This is a genomic window from Amycolatopsis sp. NPDC051903 (assembly GCF_044452505.1).
Classification (GTDB): Bacteria; Actinomycetota; Actinomycetes; order Mycobacteriales; family Pseudonocardiaceae; genus Amycolatopsis.
The window spans coordinates 207387-232611 of record NZ_JBITBT010000001.1; the positions used below are offsets into that span (position 1 = coordinate 207387).

At 71.2% G+C, this 25225-nt stretch carries 27 protein-coding genes and 2 pseudogenes; 17 read left to right on the forward strand and 12 right to left on the reverse strand.

What is annotated here, in order from left to right; translation table 11 throughout:
- Window positions 1-24 precede the first annotated feature (24 nt).
- A pseudogene (locus ACIA77_RS01090) lies at window positions 25-930 on the reverse strand (methyltransferase domain-containing protein); the annotation flags it as partial.
- A 142-nt stretch (window positions 931-1072) separates the two neighbouring features.
- On the opposite strand from ACIA77_RS01090, the gene ACIA77_RS01095 reads away from it, so the two are divergent.
- The 6 genes from ACIA77_RS01095 to ACIA77_RS01120 all read left to right on the forward strand — a co-directional run bounded on the left by ACIA77_RS01095 (window position 1073) and on the right by ACIA77_RS01120 (window position 5481).
- Window positions 1073-1477, forward strand: coding sequence for a helix-turn-helix domain-containing protein (locus tag ACIA77_RS01095; RefSeq protein ID WP_395884305.1), 405 nt, complete (start codon window positions 1073-1075; stop codon window positions 1475-1477).
- Window positions 1474-2136: a hypothetical protein gene (locus tag ACIA77_RS01100; protein ID WP_395883724.1), complete on the forward strand. Its 663-nt coding sequence runs from the start codon at window positions 1474-1476 to the stop codon at window positions 2134-2136. Before ACIA77_RS01095 ends, ACIA77_RS01100 begins: the two co-directional genes overlap by 4 nt.
- Before the next feature lie 78 nt (window positions 2137-2214).
- Window positions 2215-2514 (forward strand): DUF2516 family protein, encoded by a 300-nt coding sequence (locus ACIA77_RS01105; RefSeq protein WP_395883725.1) that lies wholly within the window; start codon window positions 2215-2217, stop codon window positions 2512-2514.
- Between the two features lie 20 nt (window positions 2515-2534).
- A complete protein-coding gene (locus tag ACIA77_RS01110; protein ID WP_395883726.1) occupies window positions 2535-3080 on the forward strand; it encodes a YbaK/EbsC family protein in 546 nt (181 codons plus the stop codon).
- Window positions 3077-4093 (forward strand): ornithine cyclodeaminase family protein, encoded by a 1017-nt coding sequence (locus ACIA77_RS01115; RefSeq protein ID WP_395883727.1) that lies wholly within the window; start codon window positions 3077-3079, stop codon window positions 4091-4093. Before ACIA77_RS01110 ends, ACIA77_RS01115 begins: the two co-directional genes overlap by 4 nt.
- The gene (locus tag ACIA77_RS01120) at window positions 4090-5481 is read left to right on the forward strand and encodes an aromatic amino acid lyase (RefSeq protein WP_395883728.1); all 1392 of its coding nucleotides are present in this window, start codon (window positions 4090-4092) and stop codon (window positions 5479-5481) included. The genes ACIA77_RS01115 and ACIA77_RS01120 overlap by 4 nt, the downstream gene beginning before the upstream one ends.
- Here the strand turns inward: ACIA77_RS01120 and ACIA77_RS01125 are convergent.
- On the reverse strand, window positions 5478-6212 hold the full coding sequence (locus ACIA77_RS01125) for an ABC transporter permease (RefSeq protein WP_395883729.1): 735 nt from the start codon (window positions 6210-6212) through the stop codon (window positions 5478-5480). The genes ACIA77_RS01120 and ACIA77_RS01125 overlap by 4 nt on opposite strands.
- A complete protein-coding gene (locus ACIA77_RS01130; protein ID WP_395883730.1) occupies window positions 6185-6883 on the reverse strand; it encodes an ABC transporter permease in 699 nt (232 codons plus the stop codon). Before ACIA77_RS01130 ends, ACIA77_RS01125 begins: the two co-directional genes overlap by 28 nt.
- Before the next feature lie 137 nt (window positions 6884-7020).
- On the opposite strand from ACIA77_RS01130, the gene ACIA77_RS01135 reads away from it, so the two are divergent.
- From ACIA77_RS01135 to ACIA77_RS01145, 3 genes are all read left to right on the forward strand, one after another.
- Window positions 7021-7944 carry an ABC transporter substrate-binding protein gene (locus tag ACIA77_RS01135; protein ID WP_395883731.1) on the forward strand — a complete coding sequence of 308 codons (924 nt, stop codon included), beginning with the start codon at window positions 7021-7023 and terminating at the stop codon, window positions 7942-7944.
- Window positions 7945-8114: 170 nt separating this feature from the next.
- Window positions 8115-8549 carry an SRPBCC family protein gene (locus ACIA77_RS01140; protein WP_395883732.1) on the forward strand — a complete coding sequence of 145 codons (435 nt, stop codon included), beginning with the start codon at window positions 8115-8117 and terminating at the stop codon, window positions 8547-8549.
- A 117-nt stretch (window positions 8550-8666) separates the two neighbouring features.
- Complete coding sequence (locus tag ACIA77_RS01145; protein WP_395883733.1) at window positions 8667-9680, forward strand: NADP-dependent oxidoreductase; 1014 nt, start codon at window positions 8667-8669, stop codon at window positions 9678-9680.
- Here the strand turns inward: ACIA77_RS01145 and ACIA77_RS01150 are convergent.
- Window positions 9673-10320: a haloacid dehalogenase type II gene (locus ACIA77_RS01150; protein WP_395883734.1), complete on the reverse strand. Its 648-nt coding sequence runs from the start codon at window positions 10318-10320 to the stop codon at window positions 9673-9675. The genes ACIA77_RS01145 and ACIA77_RS01150 overlap by 8 nt on opposite strands.
- Before the next feature lie 49 nt (window positions 10321-10369).
- The gene (locus tag ACIA77_RS01155) at window positions 10370-10960 is read right to left on the reverse strand and encodes a TetR/AcrR family transcriptional regulator (protein ID WP_395883735.1); all 591 of its coding nucleotides are present in this window, start codon (window positions 10958-10960) and stop codon (window positions 10370-10372) included.
- 117 nt (window positions 10961-11077) lie between these two features.
- On the opposite strand from ACIA77_RS01155, the gene ACIA77_RS01160 reads away from it, so the two are divergent.
- The gene (locus ACIA77_RS01160; protein WP_395883736.1) at window positions 11078-12127 is read left to right on the forward strand and encodes an NAD(P)-dependent alcohol dehydrogenase; all 1050 of its coding nucleotides are present in this window, start codon (window positions 11078-11080) and stop codon (window positions 12125-12127) included.
- A gap of 33 nt (window positions 12128-12160) precedes the next feature.
- Here ACIA77_RS01160 and purU read toward each other — a convergent pair whose 3' ends face one another.
- From purU to ACIA77_RS01185, 5 genes and pseudogenes are all read right to left on the reverse strand, one after another.
- Entirely contained in the window at window positions 12161-13033 is an 873-nt protein-coding gene (gene purU / locus ACIA77_RS01165; RefSeq protein WP_395883737.1) for a formyltetrahydrofolate deformylase, read from the reverse strand.
- Between the two features lie 15 nt (window positions 13034-13048).
- Window positions 13049-13654 (reverse strand): annotated as a pseudogene (locus ACIA77_RS01170) (maleylpyruvate isomerase family mycothiol-dependent enzyme); the annotation flags it as partial.
- Window positions 13551-14342, reverse strand: coding sequence for a DedA family protein (locus ACIA77_RS01175; RefSeq protein WP_395883738.1), 792 nt, complete (start codon window positions 14340-14342; stop codon window positions 13551-13553). The pseudogene ACIA77_RS01170 and the gene ACIA77_RS01175, both read right to left, overlap by 104 nt.
- A 398-nt stretch (window positions 14343-14740) precedes the next feature.
- Window positions 14741-15541: a class I SAM-dependent methyltransferase gene (locus ACIA77_RS01180; RefSeq protein WP_395883739.1), complete on the reverse strand. Its 801-nt coding sequence runs from the start codon at window positions 15539-15541 to the stop codon at window positions 14741-14743.
- Complete coding sequence (locus tag ACIA77_RS01185; protein WP_395883740.1) at window positions 15520-16020, reverse strand: DUF2505 domain-containing protein; 501 nt, start codon at window positions 16018-16020, stop codon at window positions 15520-15522. Before ACIA77_RS01185 ends, ACIA77_RS01180 begins: the two co-directional genes overlap by 22 nt.
- A 25-nt stretch (window positions 16021-16045) precedes the next feature.
- Between ACIA77_RS01185 and ACIA77_RS01190 the strand changes: the two genes are divergently transcribed.
- The 7 genes from ACIA77_RS01190 to ACIA77_RS01220 all read left to right on the forward strand — a co-directional run bounded on the left by ACIA77_RS01190 (window position 16046) and on the right by ACIA77_RS01220 (window position 23352).
- Window positions 16046-17107, forward strand: coding sequence for a UDP-N-acetylmuramate dehydrogenase (locus ACIA77_RS01190; protein ID WP_395883741.1), 1062 nt, complete (start codon window positions 16046-16048; stop codon window positions 17105-17107).
- 192 nt (window positions 17108-17299) lie between these two features.
- Window positions 17300-18481: an Ig-like domain-containing protein gene (locus ACIA77_RS01195; RefSeq protein ID WP_395883742.1), complete on the forward strand. Its 1182-nt coding sequence runs from the start codon at window positions 17300-17302 to the stop codon at window positions 18479-18481.
- A gap of 21 nt (window positions 18482-18502) precedes the next feature.
- Complete coding sequence (locus ACIA77_RS01200) at window positions 18503-19324, forward strand: alpha/beta fold hydrolase (protein ID WP_395883743.1); 822 nt, start codon at window positions 18503-18505, stop codon at window positions 19322-19324.
- A 26-nt stretch (window positions 19325-19350) separates the two neighbouring features.
- Window positions 19351-20652, forward strand: a complete 1302-nt coding sequence (gene mshA / locus ACIA77_RS01205; RefSeq protein WP_395884306.1) for a D-inositol-3-phosphate glycosyltransferase — start codon at window positions 19351-19353, stop codon at window positions 20650-20652.
- Window positions 20649-21161: a YbjN domain-containing protein gene (locus tag ACIA77_RS01210; RefSeq protein ID WP_395883744.1), complete on the forward strand. Its 513-nt coding sequence runs from the start codon at window positions 20649-20651 to the stop codon at window positions 21159-21161. The genes mshA and ACIA77_RS01210 overlap by 4 nt, the downstream gene beginning before the upstream one ends.
- 65 nt (window positions 21162-21226) lie before the next feature.
- Window positions 21227-22162, forward strand: a complete 936-nt coding sequence (locus tag ACIA77_RS01215; RefSeq protein WP_395883745.1) for a DUF4349 domain-containing protein — start codon at window positions 21227-21229, stop codon at window positions 22160-22162.
- Between the two features lie 440 nt (window positions 22163-22602).
- Window positions 22603-23352, forward strand: coding sequence for a phosphoglyceromutase (locus ACIA77_RS01220; RefSeq protein WP_395883746.1), 750 nt, complete (start codon window positions 22603-22605; stop codon window positions 23350-23352).
- Between the two features lie 239 nt (window positions 23353-23591).
- Here ACIA77_RS01220 and ACIA77_RS01225 read toward each other — a convergent pair whose 3' ends face one another.
- Together ACIA77_RS01225 and ACIA77_RS01230 are read right to left on the reverse strand one after the other, a co-directional pair.
- The gene (locus ACIA77_RS01225) at window positions 23592-24503 is read right to left on the reverse strand and encodes a hypothetical protein (protein WP_395883747.1); all 912 of its coding nucleotides are present in this window, start codon (window positions 24501-24503) and stop codon (window positions 23592-23594) included.
- Window positions 24500-25153 carry a DNA-binding response regulator gene (locus ACIA77_RS01230; RefSeq protein WP_395883748.1) on the reverse strand — a complete coding sequence of 218 codons (654 nt, stop codon included), beginning with the start codon at window positions 25151-25153 and terminating at the stop codon, window positions 24500-24502. The genes ACIA77_RS01225 and ACIA77_RS01230 overlap by 4 nt, the downstream gene beginning before the upstream one ends.
- Between the last annotated feature and the right edge of the window lie 72 nt (window positions 25154-25225).

The following is a 25225-nucleotide window of genomic DNA, read 5'->3' on the forward strand; positions in this document are numbered from 1 at the left end:
TACCGAACCGGGATAGGGGTCGGCACTGTCGTCAGCGCGATCGAGGACGGGTTGCACGTCGGGAAGCTCCAAGGACGCGAAGAACTCGAACTTCAGCCGCGGCTTCAGCACCAGGTCGAGGGGCAACTGGGTGGGGCGCCAGTCGTGGTCGGAGGGGGTGGGCAGGGTGGGTGGGGGTGGCAGGCGGTGGGCGCGCAGCGGCATGAAGCGGCCGTCCTGGGCGAGGACCTTGCCGTGGCCCGTGGCGCCGTCGCCGACGGTGATGCGGACCAGGCCGGCGCCGAGGGGGCGGTTGAGGGTGGTCACGATGAGGCCGCCGGGGACCGTCTGTTCGAGCCACGCGGGCGGGATCGACGAAACCGAGGCCGTGCACAGCACGCGGTCGAACAGCACCCCGGACGGGAACCCGAGGGCGCCATCGCCGACGGCCACGGCCGGCGCGTAGCCGGCTTTCCGCAAGTGCTCCCGAGCCGAGGAAACCAGCCCGGCATCGACGTCCACAGTGGACACCAGACCCGAACCGCAGCGGTGGCTCAGCAGCGCGGCGTTGTAACCGGTGCCCGTGCCGATCTCCAGCACGCGGTGCCCGTCTCCGACGCGCAGCTCCTCGAGCATGATCGCCATGATCGCGGGCATGCTGGACGAACTCGTCGGCACGCCGGAAACCGGCCCGGCGGCGCGCGCCTGCTCCCACAGCGAGGAGTCGTCGTCGAGCTGGGTCACCAGGACGTCGCGGGAGTACACGCGCTCCAGCCACCCCGGATCGCCGCGGTCGACGGCGGCCCAGAGGTCGCCGGCGTGGGTGAAGAAGCGTGGCAGGAACACGTGGCGCGGCACGCTGCGGAACGCCTCGACCCACTTGGGGTCGTGCAGCACGTCCTCTTCGATCAGCTGCTTGACCAGCCTGCGGCGCAGCCGTTGAGTCGCCATGGGGACCACCGTAGTGGCGGGTGAGCGGAGCCACACCCACAAGTGCAAGCAGGGTGCTTGCAATAGCTAGCACTCCCGCGTACCGTCGAAGACGTCGCGAGGAGGTGACCGGATGACAGAACCCGGCGGGACCCAGAACCCGATGGAGAAGGTCGCGGACATCGCCTCCGACATCGGTGAGTACATCCGCCAGCAGCGCAGCTCCGCGAAGATTTCGTTGCGCCAGCTGTCGAAGCTCGCCGGCGTGTCCAATCCGTACCTGAGCCAGATCGAGCGCGGGGTGCGCAAACCCAGCGCGGAGATCCTCCAGCAGATCGCCAAAGGGCTGCGCATCTCGGCCGAAGCCCTGTACGTGCAGGCGGGGATCCTCGACCTCCCCACCGGCGGGCCGGTCGGCGAAGCGATCCGCGCCGACACGGAGCTGACCGAGCGCCAGAAGCAGGTCCTGCTCGACGTCTACGAGTCGTTCCGGCGCGAGAACGCCGCCGAGAAACCCGCCACCAAGCCCACCACGACCACCCACCAGACCACCGAGGAGTCGGCATGACCACCCCCAAGACCGAGGACGTCCGCAAGGCCGTCAGCACCGCCATCGACCAGGTCCGCACCCCGCTGCTCGCCGCGCTCGGCGCCGGCAACCTGGCTACCCACGCCGTGACGGACGCCGTCGCCAAGGCTCGCAAGAGCGGCGAGCAGGCCCGCAAGAACCTCGAGGAGCTGCCGACCGACGTCGAGAGCCTCCGCGAGAAGCTCGACCCGGCCGAGCTGCGCAAGGTCATCGACGAGTACACCGAGGCCGCGCTCAAGCTCTACAACAAGCTGGCCGAGTCCGGCGAGCAGGCCTGGGACAAGATCGCCGCGCAGCCGCAGGTGAAGCAGGCCCTCGAGCAGCTCGACCAGGCGCTGTCCACGGCCCAGACCCGCGTCGACGGCCTCGCCGAGGAGACCCGCGGCCGCGTCGACGACGTGCTGGCCAAGGTGACCAAGCGCACCCGCTCCGCCGGCGAGAAGACCGCCCGCAAAGTGACCGAGGTCGCGAACGACACCGCCGAGGCCGTCGAGGAACTCGGTGACGACCTGGCCCACGAGACCCGCTCCGTGGCCCGCAAGGCCGCCAACCGCACGGCGCCGAAGACCGCTTCGCCGGCGCGTCGCACCACGACCACCGCCGCGAAGAAGCCGGCCGAGCCGAAGACCGAGAAGTAACGAACGACACCCCCGGGCCCCGGCAGCACCCGCTGCCGGGGCCCGGGTGGGTTGGGTGGTTTGCCGTAAGCTGACTTGGTGCTGGTTGCCGAATGGATCATCATGGTCATCCACTGGGGCAGCGCCTTGGTCGGGCTCTTCGCCTTCGTTCACGCGCTGCTGCAGCGCTCCGACGCGTACCCGGCGGCGGAGAAGAAGACCAAGCCGATCTGGATGCTCATCACCGGTGGCGCCACGCTCGCGCTGGTCCTGTTCGGCAACTTCATCAACGGGCCCGGCTTCATCTTCTACGTCCCCGCCATGGCCGCGACGCTGGTGTACCTCGTGGACGTGCGCCCGCGCCTCATCGAAGTCCAGCGGGGTAATCGCAACTGGTGACCGGCGCGTAGATTCGGGTCGTGACCACCTGGACCATCGCCGGGAGCCTCACGGTCGTCCCCGCGCCCGCCCGCACCGACCTGCTCGCCGAACCCGTCGCGAAGGCGCTCGCCGCGCTGGCGGACCCCGACGCGGTCGGCGTCGCCGAAATCGACGCCGAACTGGCTGACACGGCCGCTTTTTGCGAGGCGTACGGCTCGCCGCTGGACGCGTCGGCCAACTGCGTCGTCGTCGCCGGCAAGCGCGCCGGCGAGGTCCGCTTCGCCGCGGCGATGGTGCTCGCCACCACCCGCGCCGACGTCAACGGCGTGATCAAGCGCCGCCTCGACGTGCGCAAGGCGTCGTTCGCCCCGATGGACGAAGCCGTGTCGCTCACGGGTATGGAGTACGGCGGCATCACGCCCGTCGGCCTGCCCGCCGAATGGCCGATCCTCATCGACGCGCGCGTGGCCGCCGCGCCGGAGCTCGTGATCGGCAGCGGCATCCGCGGCAGCAAGCTCCTCATCTCCGGAGCCGCCCTGCAATCGCTGCCGGGCGCCGAGGTGATCGAGGACCTCGCCCGGTGACAGCGTCCGCCTCGGTCTGGCTCAGGTACCTCACCGGCGAAGACATCGACAGCCTCGGCATCACGCACGCCGACATCGTCGGTGCCGTCGAGAGCGTGCTCGGCGACCACGGCCGGGGCGACGTCGTGTTCGAGCCGCGCACGCACCTCGTGCCGGACAACGGCGGCAAGGGCCACTTCAACATCCTGCGCGGCCACCTGTCGGCCAAGCAGGTGAGCGGCGTCAAGGTCGTCGGCGACTTCGTCTCGAACTTCGAACGCGGCCTGCCCAGCGAAATGGCGCTGATCCTGCTGCTCGACCCCGAGACGGGGATGCCGCGCGCGATCGTCGACGGCACCATGATCACCGAGGCCCGCACGGGCGCGATGACGGCCGTCGGCGCGAAGTACCTCGCGCGGCCGGATTCGAAGGTGCTCGGGCACGTCGGTGCGCGTGGCACGGCGTGGTGGAACGTCGTCCTGCTCGATTCGCTGTTCGACTTCGCCGAGATCCGCGTGACGAGCAAGCGCCCGGAATCGCGTGAAGACTTCGGCCGACGGCTCTCGGAGCACCTCGGCAAGGACGTGCGCGTGTGCGACACCGCGGCCGAAACGCTCGACGGCGCCGACATCCTCGTCGAAGCCTCACGGCTGACGGAGCCGGAGGCGCTGGTGCGCAAGGAGTTCCTGCGCCCGGGCTCGTTCCTCGTGCCGTACGGCACCATCAGCGCGCTCGAACTGACGCTGCTCGACGCCGTGGACAAGGTCGTGGTCGACGACTGGCGCGAATCGCAGTCGGGCAACCCGCGCTTCGGCGCGCTTCGGCCGCAGCTCAACGCGGGTCTGCTCACGGCGAGCGACGTGCACGCCGAAATCGGTGACGTCGTCGCGGGCAACCGGCCCGGCCGCGAGAGCGACGGCGAGCGGATCCTGTTCTGGCACCGCGGACTGTCCACAACGGACGTCGCCGTCGCGCACCTGGTCCTGCAACGCGCCGAAGCCGCGGACGTCGGCACGATGCTGCCGTACCGGTGATCGTCCGCAGTCCCGCCGACGTCCTGGCGGCCCCCGGCGAACGCCTTGAACTCCACCCGGCGCTGCTGGTCGAGCTGGCGGAGAACCGCGCGGCGATGCTGGCCGCGCTCGACCGCGCGGACACGCCCGTCTACGGGGTCAACACCGGCATGGGCCGCCTCGCGGGCGTGCGGCTCACCCCGGACCAGCAGGCCGAGCACCAACGGAACCTGCTGGTCGGCCGGGCCGTCGGCGGACCGCCGTGGCTCTCGCCCGAGCTCACGCGGACGCTGCTGCTCATGCGGCTGCGCGGCTTCCTTCGGCCGGAGCCGGCGGTGAGCCCGGCGCTGGTGACGTTCCTCGCCGACCGCCTCAACGACGGCTTCCTGCCCGCCGTCCCGAGCACCGGCCTCGGCAGCGCCGGCGAGATCATCCCGCTGGCGCACGCGTTCCAGACGTTCGCCGGCCTCGGTTCGATGCTGGCGGACGGGGTGCTCACGCCCGCGGCCGACGCCCTCCAGCGTCGCGGCGTCCGGCCGCTGGCGCTGGGCCCGAAGGAGGGCGCGAGCCTCATCCAGGGCTCACCGCTGGCCGAGGCGTACGCGTGGCTCGGTGCCCGCCGGGCTTCGGCACTGGCCGACCTGCAGACGCAATGCGCCGCGATCGCCGTCGACGTGCTCGGCGCGCCGCACTCCGTTTACCGGTTCGGCGCTTCGGCGCGGTTCCACGAGCTCATCGCCGGGGCCGAACCGCGCGCCGGAGTCGTGCAGGCGCCCGTCTCCGTGCGCGTCGGCCCCCGCGTGCTGGAACTCCTCACGCGCGTCACGGGCGAACTGCACGACGAACTCCAGCTGGCTTGGGACGAACCGGGCGACTCCCCGTCCTTTGTGGACGGCGAGTTCGTAACCACCACCGGTTACCACGCCGCCGGCCTCGGCCTGCGGATGGACGCGCTGAAGGCCGCGCTGGTGCACGTCGGCGAGATCGCCGTGCAGCGCCTGCACCGGCTGCTCGACCCGCAGTTCAGCGGACTGCCCGCGCAGCTGGCCGTGGACCCGGGTCCGCAGGCCGGCCTCACCCCGCTGCACAAACGCGCGGCCGGCGAGCTGCACGCCCTGCGCCGCCTCGCCGCGCCCGCCACGCTCGGCTCCCTCGACACGTCCGCCGGCCAGGAGGACGTGCAGGCCTTCGCCGGGGCCGCCGGCGCGGAGCTGCACACCGCCCTGGACCACCTCACGGCCATCACGGCGTGCGAACTGATCGCCGGTGCGCAGGCGCGGTACCTGCGCGGCACCGGCGCGCCCGCGCTGGAGCCGCTCTACGCGTGGGTCGCCGAGCGCGTCAAACCGCTGGACGCGGACCGCTCGCTGGGCCCGGAACTCACGCGGCTGATCGAGGACCTGGCCTAGTCGCGCCGGGCGTTCTGCAGCGCCACGCCCTTCGGCGTCGCCAGTTTCTGCAGCAGCGAGAACACGCCTTCGCACAGCAGCGCGAGGATGATGACCGCCACGCCGCCGCCGAAGATCTCACCGTAGCCCTGGGCGCCTTCGGCGAAGCCGTCGACGATGTAGCGGCCGAGGCCACCGCCGTCGTTGACGATGGCGCCGATCGCGACGGTGGCCACGAGCTGCAGGAACGCGACGCGCGCGCCGGCCACGATGACCGGCGAGGCCAAGGGCAGTTCGACGCGCAGCATGATCTGCCACTCGCGGTACCCGGTGCCGCGGGCTGCGTCGATGGTCTCCTGGTCGAGCTGCACCACACCGGCGTAGGTGTTGGTGAACAGCGGCGGCAGCGCCAGGCCGACGAGCGCCAGCAGCAGCGGCCAGAAGTCCGTGTCGGCGCCCCAGCGGCTCGCGAGGAACCAGAACAGGATGATCAAGCCGAAGCTCGGGATCGCGCGCCCGATGTTCACGGCGCTGCTCGCGAGGAACGCGCCGCGCCGGTAGTGCGCGAGCCACAGCGCCAGCGGGATCGTGAGCACGGCCGCGACGACCAGCGACAGCACCGAGAACCACAGGTGCTCGACGGTCCGGTACGGGATGCCGGCGGGGTCCGTCCAGCTCCACCGCTGCGGAGCCGAGAGCCACTGGCCGAACTGCGTGAAGACGTTCACCGCTTGCCCACCTTCCGCACCCACGGCGCCAGCGCGCGCTCGCTCAGCCACAGCAGGAGGTCGACGACGACCGCGAGCACCACCGACAGCACCACGCCGACGATGATCGGGCTCGGGTTCGGCGTGGTCGTCTGGATGCCGGCGCGGATGAAGTAGCCGAGACCACCCATGCCGAGCAGCGACGTGACGGTGACCAGGCCGATCGTCGTCACGGCGGCCACGCGCAGGCCCGCGATCACGACCGGTAGCGCCAGCGGCAGCTCGACCTGCCACAGCAGCCGGCCGCGCGTGAAGCCCATCCCGATCGCCGCCTCGCGCACCTCGGTGGGCACCTGCTGCACGCCGGTGACGATGTTGCGGATCAGGATCAGCAGCGTGTACGTGGCCAACGGGATGACGGCCGTGGTGAACGTCAGCCCGAAGAACGGCACGAGCAGCGCGAACGCGCCCAAGCTGGGGATCACGTACAGCGCGCCGGCCGTGCCCAGCACGAGCGGGTAGAACCAGCGGAACCGCAGGCAGAGCGTGGCCAGCGCGAGCGACACGACCAGCCCGATGCCCAGGGCCGTCGCGGTGAGGGCGATGTGCTCACCGAGGCGCTGGCCGATGGCGTCGGCGTTGCGCTCGACCCACCGCCATTCGAAGATCGGCCGGTTGCTCTCCGCGAGCAGCGGGGTGACCGAGAACGCGTGCACCGGAGAAGGCTACCCCGTTCGGGTGGTGCATTTCCCGTTGTTGAGATTCGGTGGCGGTGGTTCCCGATATGTGGTTTCTGTCGTGGCTCACCGTTAGGGTCCAGTCCTGTCGTTCGTGGACTGAGGAGTGTGGGGACGTGCGCTGGACCCGGAACATCCGAGCGGCCGCGCTGGTGGCGGTGGCCGCGTTCGGACTGACCGCGTGCGGGGGTGGGGGCGGCTCGAACCAGCCCGCCGCGCAGAGCAAGGGCGGGGCGCCGATCGTCGTGGCGTCGTTCAACTTCACCGACAGCCAGATCCTGGCGGAGATCTACGCGGGCGCGCTCGAGGCCAAGGGCTACCCGGTCACCCGCAAGCTGAACCTGGGTTCGCGCGAGCTCATCTACCCGTCGCTCAAGTCGGGTGAGCTGCAGTTCCTGCCCGAGTACCAGGGCGCGGCCATCACCACCGGCTTCGGCAAGGACGCCGTGAAAGACGCGCAGGGGGAGCACGAGCAGCTGGCGCAGCTGTTCGCGCCGTCCGGCATCGCGCTGCTGAACTACGCGCCGGCGGAGAACAAGAACACCTACATCATGAAGGCCGACCTCGCGAAGGCCAACGGCATCACCAGCATCAGCGACCTCAAGAAGCTCCCGAAGGTCGTGATGGCGGGCCCGCCGGAGTGCGAGACGCGCCTGCCGTGCTTCAAGGGGTTCACCGACGTCTACAAGCTGACAAATGCGACCTTCCAGACCGTGCAGGAGGCCGGGCCGCGCGTGCAGCAGCTCAACTCCGGTGCGGCGACCGTGATCCCGGTCGACTCGGTGAGCCCGCTGGTCGGCGACCCGCAGTACGTCGCGCTCAAGGACGACCTGCAGATCGTGCCGACGGAGAACGTGGTGCCCGCCGTGACCAAGAAGGTGCTCGACGAGCGCGGGGCCGACTTCGCGAACGCCGTCAACGCCGTGAGCGCGAAGCTGACCACCGAAGGGATGCGCGAGCTGAACAAGCGCGTCGACTCCGACGGTGAGCCGGCCGCCGACGTGGCGAAGGAGTGGCTGTCGCAGCAGGGCCTCGCCTGACGTTTTCGCCGAACGGGCCGCTCGCGGACACGCCGTCCGCGGGCGGCCCGTCTCGTTCCGGTGTGAGCCTGAACGGAATAACGCCTGGTGACGCGGTGGCGCGGTGGCTGGTGTGCAAAGGTGGCGTCCAGGGGTTGGTTTCCCGGAACTTTCTTGGATCGAGGAGCGAGATGGGTAAGGTCACGGCCACCGCGGAGCGCACGATCAAGGCGCCGGTGGACAGGGTTCGCGAGCTGGTCGCCGACTACGCCGAGACCCGGCCGAAGCTGCTCACCGAGCACTACCGGGACTACGAGGTCACCGAGGGCGGGGTCGGCGCCGGCACCAAGGCCAGCTGGAAGCTGCAGGCCACCTCGAAGCGCGTGCGCGACGTCGCCGCGACCGTGACCGAGCCGTCGCCGGGCACCCTCGTGGAGACCGACGCGAACTCCAGCATGGTGACCACGTGGACGGTTTCGCCCGCGGGCTCGGACAGCGTCGTGCGGATCGAGACGAGCTGGGACGGGGCCGGCGGCGTCGGCGGGTTCTTCGAGAAGACGTTCGCGCCGGGTGGCCTGAAGAAGATCTACGACGGCGTGCTGGGCAAGCTCGAGGAGATCGTGTAGCGCCGGCCACAGGGCGGGGGATGATCGGAATGATCGCCCCGGTTCCCTCGTTGGGGCGGGAGTGGATGCGGGGCGCACGCCCCGGTTGACCCAGCCTCTACGAAACGGAGTCCGACGGTGAACGCACCGACCCAGGCGACCGAGATCCGGCTCGCCGCCCGCCCGCACGGTGTCCCGACGCTCGAGAACTTCGACGTCGTCGACACCGAGATCCCGGCCCCGGCAGCGGGCCAGCTCCTGGTGCGCAACGTGGTGATGAGCGTCGACCCGGCCATGCGCGGCCGGATGAACGACGCGAAGTCGTACGCGCCGCCGTTCCAGGTGGGCGAGGCGATGTCGGGCGGTGCGGTCGGCGAGGTCGTGGAGTCCACTGTGGATGGATTCGCGCCGGGTGAGCACGTGCTGCACCAGCTCGGCTGGCGCACCCACGCCGTGGTCGACGCGACGAAGGTCGTGAAGGTCGACGGTTCCGTCGCGCCGCTGTCGACGTACTTGGGCGTGCTCGGCATGCCGGGGCTCACCGCGTACGCGGGCCTTCTGGTGACCGCGGAGTTCAAGCCGGGTGACACGGTGTTCGTGTCCGGCGCGGCCGGTGCGGTGGGTTCGCTGGTGGGTCAGCTGGCGAAGCTCAAGGGCGCGAAGCGCGTGATCGGCAGCGCGGGTTCGGCGGAGAAGGTGCGCCACCTCGTCGAGGACCTCGGTTTCGACGCCGCGTTCAACTACAAGGACGGCCCCGTCGCCGCGCAGCTGGCCGAGGCCGCGCCCGAGGGCATCGACGTGTACTTCGACAACGTCGGCGGTGAGCACCTGGAGGCCGCGATCGCGTCGATGAACCTCCACGGGCGCATCACGATCTGCGGCATGATCTCGCAGTACAACGCCACCGAGGCGACGCCGGCGCCGCGCAACCTGGTGCAGCTGATCGCGAAGCGGATCACCATGCGCGGCATGCTCGTGCTGGACCACTGGGGTCTGCAGCAGCAGTTCGTGGCCGAGGTCGCGCCGCTCGTGGCTTCCGGGGAGATCAAGTACTCGGAGACGTTCGTCGACGGCATCCGCAACGCGCCCGACGCGTTCCTGGGCCTGCTCGGCGGCGCCAACACCGGCAAGATGCTGGTGCGGCTCAGCTGAGCTGCCGCGCGAGCCCGGGCAGGCTCGCCGCCGCGTAGGTCGGCGCGGGCGTGCCCGGCAACGCGCGCTGCCCCTCGCGGCTGACCAGCGCGGTCTTCATGCCGGCCGCCTGCGCGCCCGCCAGGTCCCACCCGTGCGCGGCGATCATCACGGCTTCGTCCGCGCCGTACGCACTGAGCACCTGCCGGTACGGCTCGGGCGCCGGCTTGAGCCGCGCGACCTGCTGGGCGGAGAAGATCCGCTCGAACTTCGTGGCCAGGCCCGCGTGCTGCAACTGCGCCTCCGCCGTCGCCAACGGTGAGTTCGTCAGCGCGACGATCCGGTGGCCGTCTCGCTTGAGCTGGTCGAGGGCGGGCTTCACGTCCTCGTGCGCCGGCAGTGCCCGCAACCCGTCGCCGATCCGCACGAGCTCGGCGTCGGTGAGCTCGCGGCCGTACCGCCGCGCCGTGTCGGCCGCCGCGAGCCCCGCGATCTCCGCGAAGTCCCGGTAGCCGCCGGTGGCCGTCACGGTCAGCGCGGTGTGCACCACCAGCCCGAACCACTCCCGGCGCGCTCCCGCGCTCCCGGTGAGCTCGGTGAACAGGGGATCCAGGGCGCGGAGGTCGAGCAGGGTCTCGTTGACGTCGAACACGCAGAGCATCCGCACTCCAGGGGGTCTCAGTGGACGCCTCGTGGTGGAGGATAAGCCGTCACCCCGCTCGGTGGGCCTCGATCACCAGCCGGGCCGCGGCGGTGGCCTTGGTGACGACCAGGTCGGGCGTGTAGCCCATGCGCACGTAGACGCCGTCGAGGTAGAGCTCGCCGTAGCCGTGGGACTGGGCGTAGAGCTGTTCGAGCAGCTCGAGGGCCGCGGCGGGCGTGGGGCTGATTTCCAGGCACAGCACGAGGTACGCGTCGTTCATGGCGCGGCGGTGGTCGTGCAGTTCGGTGTACTTCGGGTCGGCCAGTCCTTCCGCGAAGAGGACCGGGAAGCCGAGCCGGGTCTCGATGAAGAAGCGGGTGTAGGCGCCCAGCGCCGTGGCCAGGCGGGTGACCGGATCGGCACCGGAGTCGGCGACGGCGGAGTCGACCATGGTGCGCAGGCGGCACGCGGCGGTGGCGGCGACGGCGGCCAGCAGGCTCGTGCGGTCGGGGAAGTGGCGGTACGGCGCGGCCGCGGACACCTTGGCGCGCTTGGCGACCTGCGCGACGGAGAAGCCGGCCACCCCCTGTTCCGCGATGAGTTCCAGTGACACGCGCACCAGTTCGGCGCGCAGGTCGCCGTGGTGGTAGTTGCCCATGGCGTGGATCACACCCGATCTCGGTCGCGCGAATGTAAGACCCCTCTTACGATAGAGATGTAAGGGGGGTCTTACATCGTGTCAGCCGGGCGGTTGCCCGGATTGTTGGAGGATTTCATGACCACGACCACGCACGCCATCGCCGCACCGGGCGCCGGGCAGCCGCTCGCACCGACGACGATCGAGCGGCGCGACCTGCGCCCCGGCGACGTGCTGATCGACATCGCGTTCGCGGGCATTTGCCACAGCGACATCCACCAGGTCAAGGACGAGTGGGGCGGCTCGGCCTTCCCGATGGTGCCGGGGCACGAGATCGCCGGCGTCGTCGCCGCGGTGGGCTCGGACGTGACGAAGTACCAGGTCGGCGACCGCGTGGGCGTCGGCTGCATGGTCGATTCGTGCGGCGAGTGCGAGTACTGCCGGGCGGGCACGGAGCAGTTCTGCGTGAAGGGCAACGTGCAGACCTACAACGGCGTCGGCTTCGACGGCGAGACCACCTATGGCGGGTACAGCCGCCAGATCGTCGTGAAGGACGCCTTCGTCTGCCGCATCCCCGAGGGCATCGGCCTCGACGTCGCCGCGCCGCTGCTGTGCGCGGGCATCACCACGTACTCGCCGCTGCGCCAGTGGGGCGCCGGCCCGGGCAAGAAGGTCGCCGTGATCGGCTTCGGCGGGCTCGGCCACATGGCCGTGAAGCTCGCCGCGGCGATGGGCGCCGAGGTGACCGTGCTGAGCCAGAGCCTCAAGAAGCAGGAAGACGGCCTGAAGCTGGGCGCCAAGGACTACTTCGCCACCGGCGACGAGTCCACTTTCGACACCCTGCGCGGCCGGTTCGACCTCATCGTCAACACCGTTTCGGCCAAGCTGCCGGTGGACGCTTACCTGAGCTTGCTGCGGGTCGGCGGTGCGATGGTGAACGTCGGCGCCCCGGGCGAACCCCTGTCGTACAACGCTTTCTCGCTGCTGGGCGGCAACCGCATCCTGGCGGGTTCCATGATCGGCGGCATCGCCGAGACGCAGGAGATGCTCGACTTCTGCGCCGAGCACGGCATCGGCGCCGAGATCGAGACCATCTCCGCCGACCGCGTCAACGAGGCCTACGACCGCGTCGAGAACAGCGACGTGCGCTACCGCTTCGTGATCGACGCGTCGACGATCGGCGCCTGATTCCCGGGCGGGGGCCGGAACTCCGGCCCCCGCTCAGAACACCACGGTCCGGTTGCCGTGCACGAGGACGCGGCCCTCGAGGTGCCAGCGCAGCCCGCGGGCGAGCGTCACCTTCTCGATGTCGCGGCCCTTGCGGACCATGTCGTCGACCGAATCGCCGTGGTCGACGCGGATCACGTCCTGCTCGATGATCGGGCCGGCGTCGAGGTCGGCGGTGACGTAGTGGCACGTGGCGCCGATCAGCTTCACGCCGCGGATGTGCGCCTGGTGGTACGGCTTCGCGCCGATGAACGACGGCAGGAAGCTGTGGTGGATGTTGATCGCCCGCCCGGCCCACGCCTCGCACAGGTCCGCGGGCAGGATCTGCATGAAGCGCGCCAGCACGACGGCGTGCGGGTCGTGCTCGTCGACCAGCTTGCGCACCTCGTCGAACGCGGCGGCCTTGTCGCCGGGCGCGAACGGCACGTGGTGGAACGGGATCCCGTGCGCCCGCGTGATGTCGGCCAGCGCCGTGTGGTTGCCGATCACCGCGGCGATCTCCACGTCCAGCTCGCCGGAGGCGACGCGGCCCAGCAGGTCGTACAGGCAGTGGCCGGCCGTCGACACGAGCACGACGGCGCGCGGCCGCTCGCCGGTGTCGCGCACCTGCCAGCTCGATTCCGCCGACAGCTCTGCCGCGACGTCGGCGAACCGCTCGCGCAAGCCGACTGCGTCGAACGGCAGCGAATCGGCCCGTACCACCTGGCGAGTGAAGAACCAGCCGGTGTCGGGGTCGGTGTGGTAGGCCGCCTCGACGATCATCCCGCCGTGGTCGGCGAGGAAGCCCGCGATGCGGGCGATGATGCCGGTGCGGTCGGGGCAGCCGAAGGTGAGCACGTAACGCTGGGGATCAGGCACGGCCACCATTCTCACCGGTGCTGGTCAGGGCGCCGCGAGGGGCTCCAGGAGTGCGACGTCGCCCACGATCCGCGCGGTGTGCGGGCGGCCCCACAACGCGCGGTAGACGTCGTTCGGTGCGCCGCTGACCGTGACGTCGGGGGCGCCCTCGCCGGGGGCCGGCGCCTGGTCGGGGCGCAGCACGAGCGTCCAAGCGCGGCCGCCGGCCTCGACGCGCACCACGCCGTCGCCGCCGGAGTTGCGCCGCGGCGCGAGGAAGGTGAGGTACTCGTCGACGCCGTCGGCCGCGAACGCCTCGGCGTAGCGCGTGTCGGGCGGCTCCGGCAGGGCGCTCTCCGCGTCGAGCCGGTGGATGGCCGTTTCGTGGGCCAGCCGCCGAGCCAGGTCGCCGACGGTCACGCCGGCACCCCGCGGGAACCACGAGCGCACGGGTGACTCGGCCGGCCGGCGCAGGGCTTCCCGGACGGCGAGGCGCTGGCCGTCCCAGCTGCCGAGCGCGTCGGTCCAGTCCTCGGGCCGCGGCGGGTCAGCGCGCCGGTCCGTGATCGCCGCGACCGTGTACGAGAGCACTCCCGTCAGGTGCGTCACCAGGTCCAGCACTGTCCACTGCGGACAGTTCCGGACCCGGACCGCCGGGCCCGCCGTCAGCGCCGCCGCCTTCAACCGGTCCGCGTGGATGTCGATGGCCTCGATCAGCTGCCGCATCCGTCGACCGTAACCTGCGCAGCCGGCCGCGGCGGCCGAGCTCGATGAGGCTGACGAGCAGCAGCCCCAGCGCGAACGACAGCAGCAGCCCCTTCACCGGCTCGTGCGCGAACGTCGACCCGCCGGCCAGCCCGATCAGCACGCTGTACACCGACCACAGCGCGGCGCCCAGCGCGTCGAGCGGCATGAAGCGGCGCAGCGGGTAACCGAGGCTGCCGGTGGCCAGCGCGCTCGCCACGCGCCCGCCCGGCAAGTACCGGGCCGCGATGATCAGCAACGGCGCTTGCCGCCGCACCTGCGCGCGGGCCCACTCGTAGCGCTGCCGCCCCGACGGCCCCTGCTGCACCCTCGCGAGCGCCCGCGGCCCGGCCAGCTTGCCCACGAAGTACCCCAGGCAGTCGCCCGCCCACGCCCCGCCCGTCGCGACGAGCGCCAGCAGCGCCAGCTTCTCCGGGTGCGGCCCGACCAACACCGCGACCGTCACCACGGTCGTCTCGCTCGGCATGAACGGCAGCAACGCGTCCAGCCCCGCGACGGCGAACACGAGCACCCACAACCACGGCGAGCCCAACGCACCACGCAGCAGCTCGGTGACGTGCTCCAGCAGTTCCACGGCCCCATCGTGATCACCGCAGGTCACCACCGGGTGACGCCGTGGGGGTGCGTCGGTGAACAGGTGGGATTCGTACCTGGACGACGCATTCGTACCGCCGGGTGAGGACCCGGGGGCCACGGTGAGCCACCACGCCCAACTCCCGCCAAGCACGTCGAAAGGCGACAAACCTCCACCTACGCACCCGTCGCCGAACTACGCAACAACCCTGGCACCCAGCCCCTGCCCGGCACCCCGATCCGAAGCTCCTCTACGGCCGCCGACCCCGTGTCAAGGCACGCTTTCCCGCCTTGACACGGGGTCAGCGGCCGTTGGCACAATCCAGCTTCGGGGTGCTTACGCCCCGCAACACGCCCCTGCGCAGGACCGCATCCCGACCACAGCGCCACGCCCCCGGATCACCTCGGCGCAACACTCTCCCAAGGCACCGACAACTCCCCCAGTCGCCAGCGGTCCGGCCGCCCCAGCAGCGGCCACCCCCGATCACGCAACATCCCGACCGCGGAGACCCACCTCGCCCGGACGCCGAACGCCCGATGCGGTGCGGCCGCCGCCCAGCACTCGTCCAAAGTAGAGAGCAGAGAATGCACCCGTTCACCAGGAACGTTGCGGTGAATGAGGATCTTCGGCAACCGTTCGGCCACAGTGGACGGACGATCCAGCTCAGCCAGGCGCATGGACACCGTCAGGGACAGCGGACCCGTGGACCCGACAGCGACCCAGGAAGCGAGCCGGCCGATTTCGTCGCAGGTGCCGTCGACCAGGAGGCCTTCTGGAGGCAGGGCGTCGAGCACGAGTTTCCAGGCGCCCTCGACCTCGGATTCCGCGTACTGGCGCAGGACGTTGAACGCCCGCACCAGCACCGGGCGCGCGCCGGCGAGTTCGAAGCCGCCGCGGTGGAAGTCGAGCCAGGGCGGGTCGGCGGCGGGCAGGGCGGCGGCGACGCGCACGGGGTCGAGTTCCAGGCCCAGCACCCGGACGTCGGTGCGGACCCGGCGCAGGTGGCGCAGCAGTTCGACGGTCGTCACCGGGGACGCGCCGTAGCCGAGGTCCACGACGAGCGGGTCGGGGGAGCGGCGCAGCAGGCGCGTCACCGCGGGATCGTGCGCGAGCCAGCGATCGACTCGCCGCAACCGGTTGGGGTTGGTGGTGCCCCGCGTCGGGGCGCCCACCGGGCTCAGGCGTGCTCGGCCAGCCACGACGCGGTGAAGTCGGCCTCGCGGCGGAGCAGGGTGGTCACCTGCTGCGCCACGAACTCCTCGATCTTCCCGCCGAAGAGCGGGATCCGCACCGTCACCTCGCCGGACGTCCGGAACTCCACGCGCTCGCCGCGCGGGGTCAGGAACGTCTGGGCGCCGATCTCACCCGGCACGCCGCTGACGTTGACGTCGACGTGGCCGGTGTACCCGTCGCCCGAACGCTGCCACACCTGCTTGCGCTGCACGATGATGTCGCCCTTGTGCAGCGCGCGCACGGCCTGCGGCAGGCGCTGCGCCGCGATGCCGTGCTGCAGCTCGTAGCGCACCGCGTCGCCGTTGGCCGAGTGCGACAGCAGCTTCGCGTCGTCGCCGCCCAGCTCGGCCAAGCGCGCCCGCAGCGCGTCTTCGCCCGACACAGCGGTCAGCACGGCCGCGAGTGGCGCGGAGAACTCGGCGCGGTGCTCGATCCGGGATCCCATGCGCCGGACAGTACCGTTAGACAGCGTGAACCCCGCCGAAACGCCCGTTCCGCCGCGCCTCGCCGACTACACGACGCTGCACCTCGGAGGTCCCGCGCGCCGCTTCGTGCGGGCCGCGACCAGCGCCGACGTCGTCGCCGCCGTGCGCGAGGCCGAAGACGCGGGCGAGCCGGTGCTGCTGCTCGGCGGCGGATCCAACCTCGTCGTCGCCGACGACGGGTTCCCCGGCACCCTCGTCCGGATCGCGACCACCGGCTGGACCCGCGACGGCGAGATCGTCGAGGTCGCCGCGGGCCAGGAGTGGGACGCGTTCGTGGCCGCGCTCGTCGAAGCGGGCCTCGGTGGCCTCGAGTGCCTGTCCGGGATCCCCGGCTCGGTCGGCGCGACGCCGATCCAGAACGTCGGCGCGTACGGCTGCGAGGTCGCCGAGTCGATCGTGTCGGTCGAGCTCTACGACCGCGCCTCGCGCGAGGTGCGCACGGTCAAGGCCGACGAGCTCGGCTTCGCCTACCGCACCAGCGTGCTCAAGGGCACCGACAGCGGCGTGGTGCTCAGCGTGCGCTTCCGCGTCGACCCGTCCGGCGAGTCGGCGCCCGTCCGCTACGGCGAGCTGGCGCGCACGCTCGGTGTCGAAATCGGCGCGAAGGTCCCCGCCGCGCGGGCGCGCGAGGCCGTGCTCGGCCTGCGCCGCGGCAAGGGCATGGTGCTCGACGCGGCCGACCACGACACGTGGAGCGCCGGCTCGTTCTTCACGAACCCGATCGTGGCCCACGCCGATGTCGAGACCACCCTGCGGCGCATCACCGGCGTCGTCGGCCAGGACGTCGCCGTGCCCCAGTACCCGGCGGACGGCGGCGTGAAGCTCTCGGCCGCGTGGCTCATCGAGCGCGCGGGCTTCGCCAAGGGCCACCCCGGGCCCGGCGGGCGCGCGAGCCTGTCCACCAAGCACACGCTCGCCCTGACCAACCGCGGCGACGCCACCACGGCCGACCTGCTCGCCCTGGCGCGCGAGGTCCGCGACGGCGTGCGCGACCGCTTCGGCGTGACCCTGCACCCGGAACCGCTGCTCATCGCCTGCGTGCTGTGAAACCGCCCCAAAGCTCAGAAATCACGACAACCCGCCGGGCCGGTGAAACGTCTTGTCGACAGGACGTGCGGGTGATGTGGCGGGTGATGTGGGATGGGTGAACCCGCCGTCGGCAGGTAACGTCGAAGCGCTGACCGGCGCTTCCAGCGTGGAGGGCAAGTGCCGGCGCGGGGGAACGGGAGGTTCACGGGGATGGAACGGCGCACGGTGTTCAAGGCGGTGCTCGCCGCGGGGGCGGCGGCGCTCGCGGCCGCGTGTTCGACCACCACCACCGGCACGGCCCTGCCGCTCGGGGGCAGCGGCGACAACGGTGGCAACGGCGGCAAACCCGTCGATCCCGTGGCGAAAATCACTGCCACGCCCGCCGTGGACGCCAAGGACGCGAACGTCCGCGAGCCGGTGGTCGTGAAGGTCACCGACGGCAAGCTCAGCGAGGTCAAGGTCACCAACGCCGACGGCGACGAGGTGAAGGGCGACCTCTCGGCCGACGGCCTGACCTGGAAGAGCTCCGAATCGCTCGGCTACGGAACGACCTACACCTACTCGGCCAAGGCCACCGGTACGGACCACCGCCCGGTGGAGTTCACCGGCTCGTTCGCCACGGTCGAGCCGGCCAAGCAGGTCCGCGCCACGCTCAACCCGGCCGACGACGCCCACGTCGGCGTCGCGATGCCGATCAGCGTCAAGTTCAAGGAAGCGCCGAAGGACCGCGCGGCCGTGGAGAAGGCGCTGAAGGTGAAGACCGACGCCGAGGGCGCGTGGGGCTGGATCTCCCCGACGCAGGTCGACTGGCGGCCCAAGGAGTACTGGCCGGAGAACACGACCGTCGAGGTCGAGGCCAACTTCTACGGCGTCGACCTGGGCGGCGGCGCCTACGGCAAGGCCGACGTGACCACCAAGTTCAGGATCGGCCGCAACCAGGTCGTGAAGGTGCACACCCCCGACCACGTGGTCAAGGTCTACCGCGGCGGCGCGGAGGCCAAGAGCTACCCGTGCTCCAACGGCCTCGACTCCGATGTGAACCGCAACACCCCGAACGGCACGTTCATCGTGATGAGCAAGGAGCCCGCGGCGGTGTTCGACAACGCTCGCTACGGCTACACGAACGTCAACAAGAAGTGGGCCTGCCGCATCTCCAACCACGGCGAATACATCCACGAGAACCAGGACAACGCCGCCGCCATCGGCAAGACGAACAACTCCCACGGCTGCGTCAACCTGCTGGAAGCCGACGCGAAGGACTTCTTCGACTCGGCGCTCATCGGCGACCCGGTCGAGGTGACCGGTTCGCAGCTGCAGAGCCCCACCGGCTCGGACGTCAAGGACTGGTTCTACGACTGGTCCACCTGGAAGACGCTGTCGGCGATCAAGTGACGTCTGCTACGAACTGACGTCGTGAACACCGAAGTCGCCGGCACGACCGGCGTGCGCCTGAACGTGCGCGTCGAGGGCGCCCAGAACTCACGCCCGATCGTCTTCGTCCACGGCTGGGCCCAGTCCTCGCGCGCGTGGTCGGCCCAGCTGGCCGACCCCGGGCTGACCGAGCGGTTCCGCCTGGTCGCGATGGACCTGCGCGGACACGGCGCGTCCGACGTGCCGGCCGCCGGCTACGACGATCCGCGCCAGTGGGCCGACGACCTCGCCGCGGTGCTCGACTTCGCCGGCGCGGACGCGATCGTCGTCGGCTGGTCCTACGGCGGGCTCGTCATCACCGACTACCTGCGGGTGCACGGAACCGCACGCCTGGCCGGGATCGTGCTCGTGGGGGCGATCACGGAGATCGGCCGCGGCCGCGAGGGCGGCAAGACCGGGCCGGTCATGCGGGCCGCGCTGCCCGCCGCGCTGTCGGACGACCCGGAGGTCGCCGTGCCGGCGCTCGTGGAGTTCGCGCGGTCGCAGGCGAGCGCCGCGGTGCCGGGTACGTTCGCCCAGGCGCTGCTCGGCGCGTCGCTCGCGGTGCCGCCCGCCGTGAGAACGGCCCTGTTCAAACGCGATGTCGAAAGCGCCGACGTGCTGGCCGAGGTGGACAAACCGACTCTGGTCGTGCACGGTACGGCCGACCGCGTGGTCGATCCGTCGGCAGCGGAATATTCGGCCGGGAAGATTCCGGGGGCTGTTCTGCGTTGGTTCGTTGATGCGGGGCATCTGCCGTTCGTCGAGGACGCGGGGGAGTTCAACTCCGCGCTGCGGCGGTTCTCCGGGGAAACAGCCGAGTAGCGCACAGGAGCAGTGACCAGGTGACCATCTCCTCCCTGCAGGGGTACCGCGGCGCGCCGCGCCGGATCGCGGTGCTTTCCGTGCACACATCGCCGCTCGAGCAGCCGGGCACGGGCGACGCCGGCGGCATGAACGTGTACGTGCGCGAGACCGCGACCGAGATGGCGCGCCGCGGGGTCGAGGTCGAGGTGTTCACGCGCGCGACCTCGTCGGAGCAGCCGCCGCTCGCCGAATTGGCCCCGGGCGTGACCGTGCGCCACGTGCAGGCCGGCCCGTTCGAGCCGCTGGGCCGCGACGAGCTGCCCGCGCAGCTGTGCGCGTTCACCTCGGGCGTGCTGCGCGCCGAGGCGTTCCACGAACCCGGCTACTACGACCTCATCCACTCGCACTACTGGCTTTCGGGCCAGGTCGGCTGGCTCGCGCGCGACCGCTGGGGCGTGCCGCTGGTCCACACCGCGCACACGCTGGCGAAGGTCAAGAACTCGCTGCTCGCCGACGGTGACAAGCCCGAGCCGCGCACGCGCGTGATGGGCGAAGAGCAGGTGGTGACCGAGGCCGACTGCCTGGTCGCCAACACGCAGGTCGAGGCGCGCCAGCTCGTGGACCTCTACGCAGCCGATCCGCACGCGGTGCACGCCGTGCCGCCGGGGGTGGACCTCGACCGCTTCACACCGGGGTCGAAGGCGCTGGCGCGCCAGGAGTTCGGGCTCCCGCAGGACGCGATCGTGCTCGCGTTCGCCGGCCGGATCCAGCCGCTGAAGGCGCCGGACGTGCTGCTGCGCGCGGCCGCGGAGCTGCTCGCGCAGCGCCCGGAACTCGCCGGGAAACTCGTGGTGCTGGTCGTCGGCGGGCCGTCGGGCACCGGGCTCGAGCAGCCGCAAGCGCTGAAGGAGCTGGCCGTCTCGCTCGGCATCCAGGACCAGGTGCGCTTCCTGCCGCCGCAGCCGGGGCAGAAGCTCGTGAACGTTTACCGGGCGGCCGACGTGGTAGCCGTGCCGAGCTACAACGAATCGTTCGGGCTCGTGGCGCTCGAAGCCCAGGCGTGCGGCACGCCCGTGGTGGCCGCCCAGGTCGGCGGGCTGCCGGTCGCGGTGCCGCACGGCGTGTCGGGACTGCTCGTGCCGTCGCACGGCGCGCACGAGTGGGCCGACGCGCTCGCGGCCGTCGCGCTGCGGCCCGACCGGCGCCGCGAGCTCGCGGAGAACGCCGTGGTGCACGCGCGGCGCTTCTCCTGGAGCCGCACCACGGACTCGCTGCTGGAGATCTATGCTCAGGCCACCAGGGCGTTCCGCCAGACCCTCGAAGCGCGGACGGAGGTGGCCGTGTGAGCCTGGACGCGACGATCAAGTCCACTTTGGACGCAGCTGAGCTGAAGTACGACCGGCGCGGCGAGGGCAAGTACTTCGTGACGCTGCCGGGCACCAAGAAGCTCCAGACCAACTGCTGGCTCGTGGACGGCGACCACGCGTTCTCCGTGGAGGCGTTCGTGTGCCGCCGCCCGGACGAGAAGCACGAAGAGGTGTACCGCTTCCTGTTGCAGCGCAACGCCCGGCTCTACGGCGTGCACTACACAGTGGACAGTGTCGGCGACATCTACCTGGTCGGGCGCTTCGGCAAGGAGACGGTGACCGAGTCCGAGCTGGACAAGATCCTCGGCCAGCTGCTCGAGGCGGCCGACGGCGACTTCAACACGCTGCTGGAGATCGGGTTCGCCACGTCGATCAAGCGCGAGTGGGACTGGCGCGTGTCGCGCGGGGAGTCGCTCGCGAACCTCCAGGCGTTCAAGCACCTCGTGGAGCCCGCGACGCCGCACGAGCCGGGCTTGACCGAGTCGTGACCCCGGCCGTGCAACGCGGCTGATCGCGGGGTCCGTCCGTCCACCACCGACAGGAGGAGGACGGGATGACGACCCGATGGAGATGGTTGCTGGCCGGGGCCGGGCTGCTGGTGGTGCTGGCGGGGTGCACGGCGAACGAGCCGGGCACCACCGAAGCCGACAGCGGTGTGGCGGCCGGCCGAGCGGCGGTGCCTCAGCAAGACGTGCCTCAGCAAAGCGCGCCGCAGCAGGGTGTGGCGGCACCGGCCGTGCCGCAGCAGGGCGGGACGACGAAGGCGCCCGTGCCCCCGGCGGCGGGCGCGACCGACCGCAAGCTCGCCCGCAGCGCACGACTGGACCTCTCGACCCCCAAGCTCGGCGACGTCGTGTCGCGGGCGCGGGTCATCGCGACCGGGGCCGGGGGTTACACCGGCCAGGAGAGCACGCTCGAGGACTCCGCGTCGCTGAGCCTGTCCGTGCCCGCCGAGAAGCTCGACGGCGTGCTGGACCAGCTCGCCGCACTGGGGAAGGTGACCAAGCGCGAGCTGAACGTCCAGGACGTCACCGCGCAGGTGATCGACGTGGACGCGCGCCTCGCGTCGCAGCGCGCGAGCGTCGACCGGATCCGCGCGTTGCTGGCGAAGGCGACGTCGATCTCCGAGATCGCGTCGGTGGAGAGCGAGCTGACGAGTCGCGAGGCCGCGCTGGAGTCACTCGAACAGCAGCAGAAAGCACTGGCGGGGTCCGTCGCCATGGCGACGGTGGCACTGTCGGTGACCGAGGTGACAGCGACCGGTCCCGGGCAGACATCGGATGACTCGGCCGGCTTCCTCGCCGGGCTCGCCGGCGGCTGGGGCGCGTTCCTGACCTTCGGCGGCGGTGTGCTGACGGTGCTGGGGGCCGTCGCGCCGTTCGCCGTCGTGCTCGGGATCCCGGCCGGCGCGCTCGTCTGGTGGTGGCGCAAGCGGCGGCGCCACGGGCCGGTCGAAGAGGCCGCGGTGCACGCCGGATCTGCCGAGTAGTCCCTGAACGGGAAAGGCGGGACGGCTCGAGGGAGGGGGGAGTCGCGATCTCGAGCCGCCCCGCTGAAGTTCCCGCCGAGGTGGACCCGGTGACGAGGGGGATGCCAACGGGGCCGGCGGGCCGCGGCTCGGCAGGGGGGAGACGAGCCGCGGTCACAGCCCGCCAGCAGCCGGGGAGTGCGTGGAATCCGGCTGAGCGGGACATGCCAAACCTGTCAGATGTCCACCTGTAATCACAAGACTACTCGTTACTCCGTTCGAGTGAACTTCACTGAGCGGGATAACGGTGCGCAGCCCATTGCACCCTTTTCCGGGCTTGTTGGCAGGCCGCCTTCTGTTCGGGTGAAGGTGTTACTATGCGGTAACACACTCTCCGTAGAACATCGTTCAAGCGGGACTCACCGGTCACCGCTCTGGTCCGCTCTGGCAGGCTGTGCGCCATGGCCGAACTTGGGACGTTGGTGCTGCTGCGTCACGGGCAGAGCACGTGGAACGCCGAAAACCTGTTCACCGGATGGGTGGACGTGCCGCTGTCGGAGACCGGTGAACGCGAAGCCCGGCAGGGTGGGCAGCTGCTGGCCGAGGCGGAGCTGCTGCCGGACGTCGTGCACACGTCGCTGCTGCGCCGCGCGATCGGCACGGCGAACATCGCGCTGGACGCCGCCGACCGGCACTGGATCCCCGTGAAGCGCGACTGGCGGCTCAACGAGCGCCACTACGGGGCGCTGCAGGGCAAGAACAAGAAGCAGACGCTGGAGGAGTTCGGCGAGGAGCAGTTCATGCTCTGGCGCCGCTCCTACGACACCCCGCCGCCGCCCATCGACCCGGCCGACGAGTTCAGCCAGGCCGGCGACCCGCGCTACGCCGACCTCGGCGACTCCGCGCCGCTCACCGAATGCCTCAAGGACGTCGTCGAGCGCCTCCTGCCGTACTGGGAAGCCGAGATCGTGCCCGACCTGCGCGCGGGCAAGAACGTTCTCGTCGCGGCGCACGGCAACTCGCTGCGCGCCCTCGTGAAGCACCTCGACGGCATCTCCGACGCCGACATCGCGGCCCTGAACATCCCCACCGGCATCCCGCTGCGCTACGACCTCACCGACGAGCTCAAGCCCGTGAAGCCGGGTGGCGTGTACCTCGACCCCGAGGCCGCCGAAGAGGCCGCGGCCGCGGTGGCGAACCAGGGTCGGTAACGGTGTTGCCGGCTAGCGCGAGATCGCGCCGGCCTCGGGGTTGAGCGCCGGCGCGGTCGTCGCACGATCACCGACTACGGACCGCCACTCACGCACCTGCTCGCCAACCACGGCGCGAGATCGCGCCGGTTTCCGGACTGAGCGATGTGCTCGGCCCGAGGGGCCGAGCACATCGTGGGGGAAGAAACCGGATTTCAGCGATCTCGCCGCCCCGGCGGAGCCAGAGCAGACAACACAGCTCAGCTCTGGGTGGCGCCGAGGGATTCGATGCCCGAGACCTTCCAGCCGGCGCCCTGGCGCACGAGCGTGAGCTGAACGTTGAGGCGGCGGTCCTGGGTGCCGCCCTTCTGCTGCGTGGACACGATCGCGCCGAGCAGGACGGTGGCCTGCTTGCCGTCCGGGGTCGCCGACGTGAGGGCGGCGACCGATTGCGGGTCGAGCGAGGTCTTGGCGCCGCTCGCCTTCATGTTGTCGACGGTGTGGGCGCGGGTCGTGCGGAACTGGCCGAGCAGGGGGTCGGCGGCGACGCTCTCGTAGCGGTCGTAGACGGCGTCGGCGTTCTGGGCGTCGAGGGTGAGCAGGATCGCGCCGTCCTGGTGGGCCGCGGCGAGGGCGGAATCCCGCGTCGTGGCGGCGCCCGAGGCGGCGGGTGCGTCCGGCGCGAGAGCGCCGCGCGGGTCGAAGTTCAGGTCGGTGAGCTGCCAGTGGCCGCTCGCGGGCACGGCGGTGACGAGCATCAGCGCCGTGGCGGCGTTGGTCTTGCCGTCGGGCGTCGAGCTCTGCTGGCTGGCGACCACGAGCACCTTCGCGCTGCGCGGCTGCAGGTCGGCGACGCCGGTCGAGAGCACCTGCGTCTTCGTCTTCACCGGCGTGGTCTTGACCTGCGCGAAGGTCTGGTCGAACTGCGTGCGGGCCGCCCCGGCGAGGTACTCCTGCTCGGTCTTCGCGACCGCGCCCTGGTCCGTCGAGTCGTAGGTGAAGGCGGTCTCCACGGCCTGCTTGATCCCGGTCGTGGCGGCCGTGGTGGCCGGGGTGTCGACGAACGCGAGGTTCGCGGGCTGGGGCGGGTTCGGCGGGGCGGGCGGTGCGACCACGGTGCTGCTGCACCCGGCGGCGAGCAGCGCGAGCCCGGCGACGGCGGCGCGCTTCACAGCAGACCGGCCTCCCGCGCGCGGGCGCCGGCCTGGAACCGCGAGCTCGCGCCGAGCGCGGCCATGAGCTCCGCGACGTAGCGGCGGTAGGTCCGCAGGCCCACGCCCATCTCGCGGGCCGCGGTCTCGTCGGTGCAGCCCGACGACAACAGGTCCAGCAACCGCGGCGTGTGCTGGCGCAGCTCGGCGAACCGCGTTTCGAAGGCCGCGAGGTCCGTCGACGAGCGCCACGCGGCCTCGAACAGCGACTTGATGCCGTTGACGAGGTCGGGTCGCGAAAGGACGGTGTAGTCGCGGCCGTCCGGCGTGACCTCGGCGGCGAGGATCGCGAGGCGGCCGTCGAGGATGATCGTCTCGTTGATCTCGCGCTCGCTGATGCGGATCTCGGCGCCGGCGTCCTGCAGCGCGCGCAAGTGCGTCGCGCTGGACGGGTCGAGCAGCACCTGGGGCAGGTAGATCTTGCGCGCCCGCCGGCCCTGCACGTCGCGCAGCGCGTCTTCACGCTGCTGCGGCGTCGGGTGGGTGGCGGCCCACGTGTACAGGTTGTTGGCCGCGCACGCGATGTCCGTCGCGGAGGCGAACAGGTGGGCGGTGCGGTCGAACAGCTCGCGTTCGCCGCGCACGGTCACGACGTCGTCGACTCTGGTCACGCACCCCAGTGTCACGCGCTCGCCCGGCCGTGGCCACCACGGGGTGGCAGCTTCCTGCCAACCGCGGCGCCG

Coding starts and splice junctions, on each gene's coding strand:
- ACIA77_RS01100 (WP_395883724.1), top strand. CDS start 1,474: ATGACCACCCCCAAGACCGAGGACGTCCGCAAGGCCGTCAGCACCGCC.
- ACIA77_RS01155 (WP_395883735.1), bottom strand. CDS start 10,960: ATGGGCAACTACCACCACGGCGACCTGCGCGCCGAACTGGTGCGCGTG.
- ACIA77_RS01195 (WP_395883742.1), top strand. CDS start 17,300: ATGGAACGGCGCACGGTGTTCAAGGCGGTGCTCGCCGCGGGGGCGGCG.
- ACIA77_RS01095 (WP_395884305.1), top strand. CDS start 1,073: ATGGAGAAGGTCGCGGACATCGCCTCCGACATCGGTGAGTACATCCGC.
- ACIA77_RS01150 (WP_395883734.1), bottom strand. CDS start 10,320: ATGCTCTGCGTGTTCGACGTCAACGAGACCCTGCTCGACCTCCGCGCC.
- purU (WP_395883737.1), bottom strand. CDS start 13,033: ATGGTGGCCGTGCCTGATCCCCAGCGTTACGTGCTCACCTTCGGCTGC.
- ACIA77_RS01220 (WP_395883746.1), top strand. CDS start 22,603: ATGGCCGAACTTGGGACGTTGGTGCTGCTGCGTCACGGGCAGAGCACG.
- ACIA77_RS01140 (WP_395883732.1), top strand. CDS start 8,115: ATGGGTAAGGTCACGGCCACCGCGGAGCGCACGATCAAGGCGCCGGTG.
- ACIA77_RS01160 (WP_395883736.1), top strand. CDS start 11,078: ATGACCACGACCACGCACGCCATCGCCGCACCGGGCGCCGGGCAGCCG.
- ACIA77_RS01185 (WP_395883740.1), bottom strand. CDS start 16,020: ATGGGATCCCGGATCGAGCACCGCGCCGAGTTCTCCGCGCCACTCGCG.
- ACIA77_RS01215 (WP_395883745.1), top strand. CDS start 21,227: ATGACGACCCGATGGAGATGGTTGCTGGCCGGGGCCGGGCTGCTGGTG.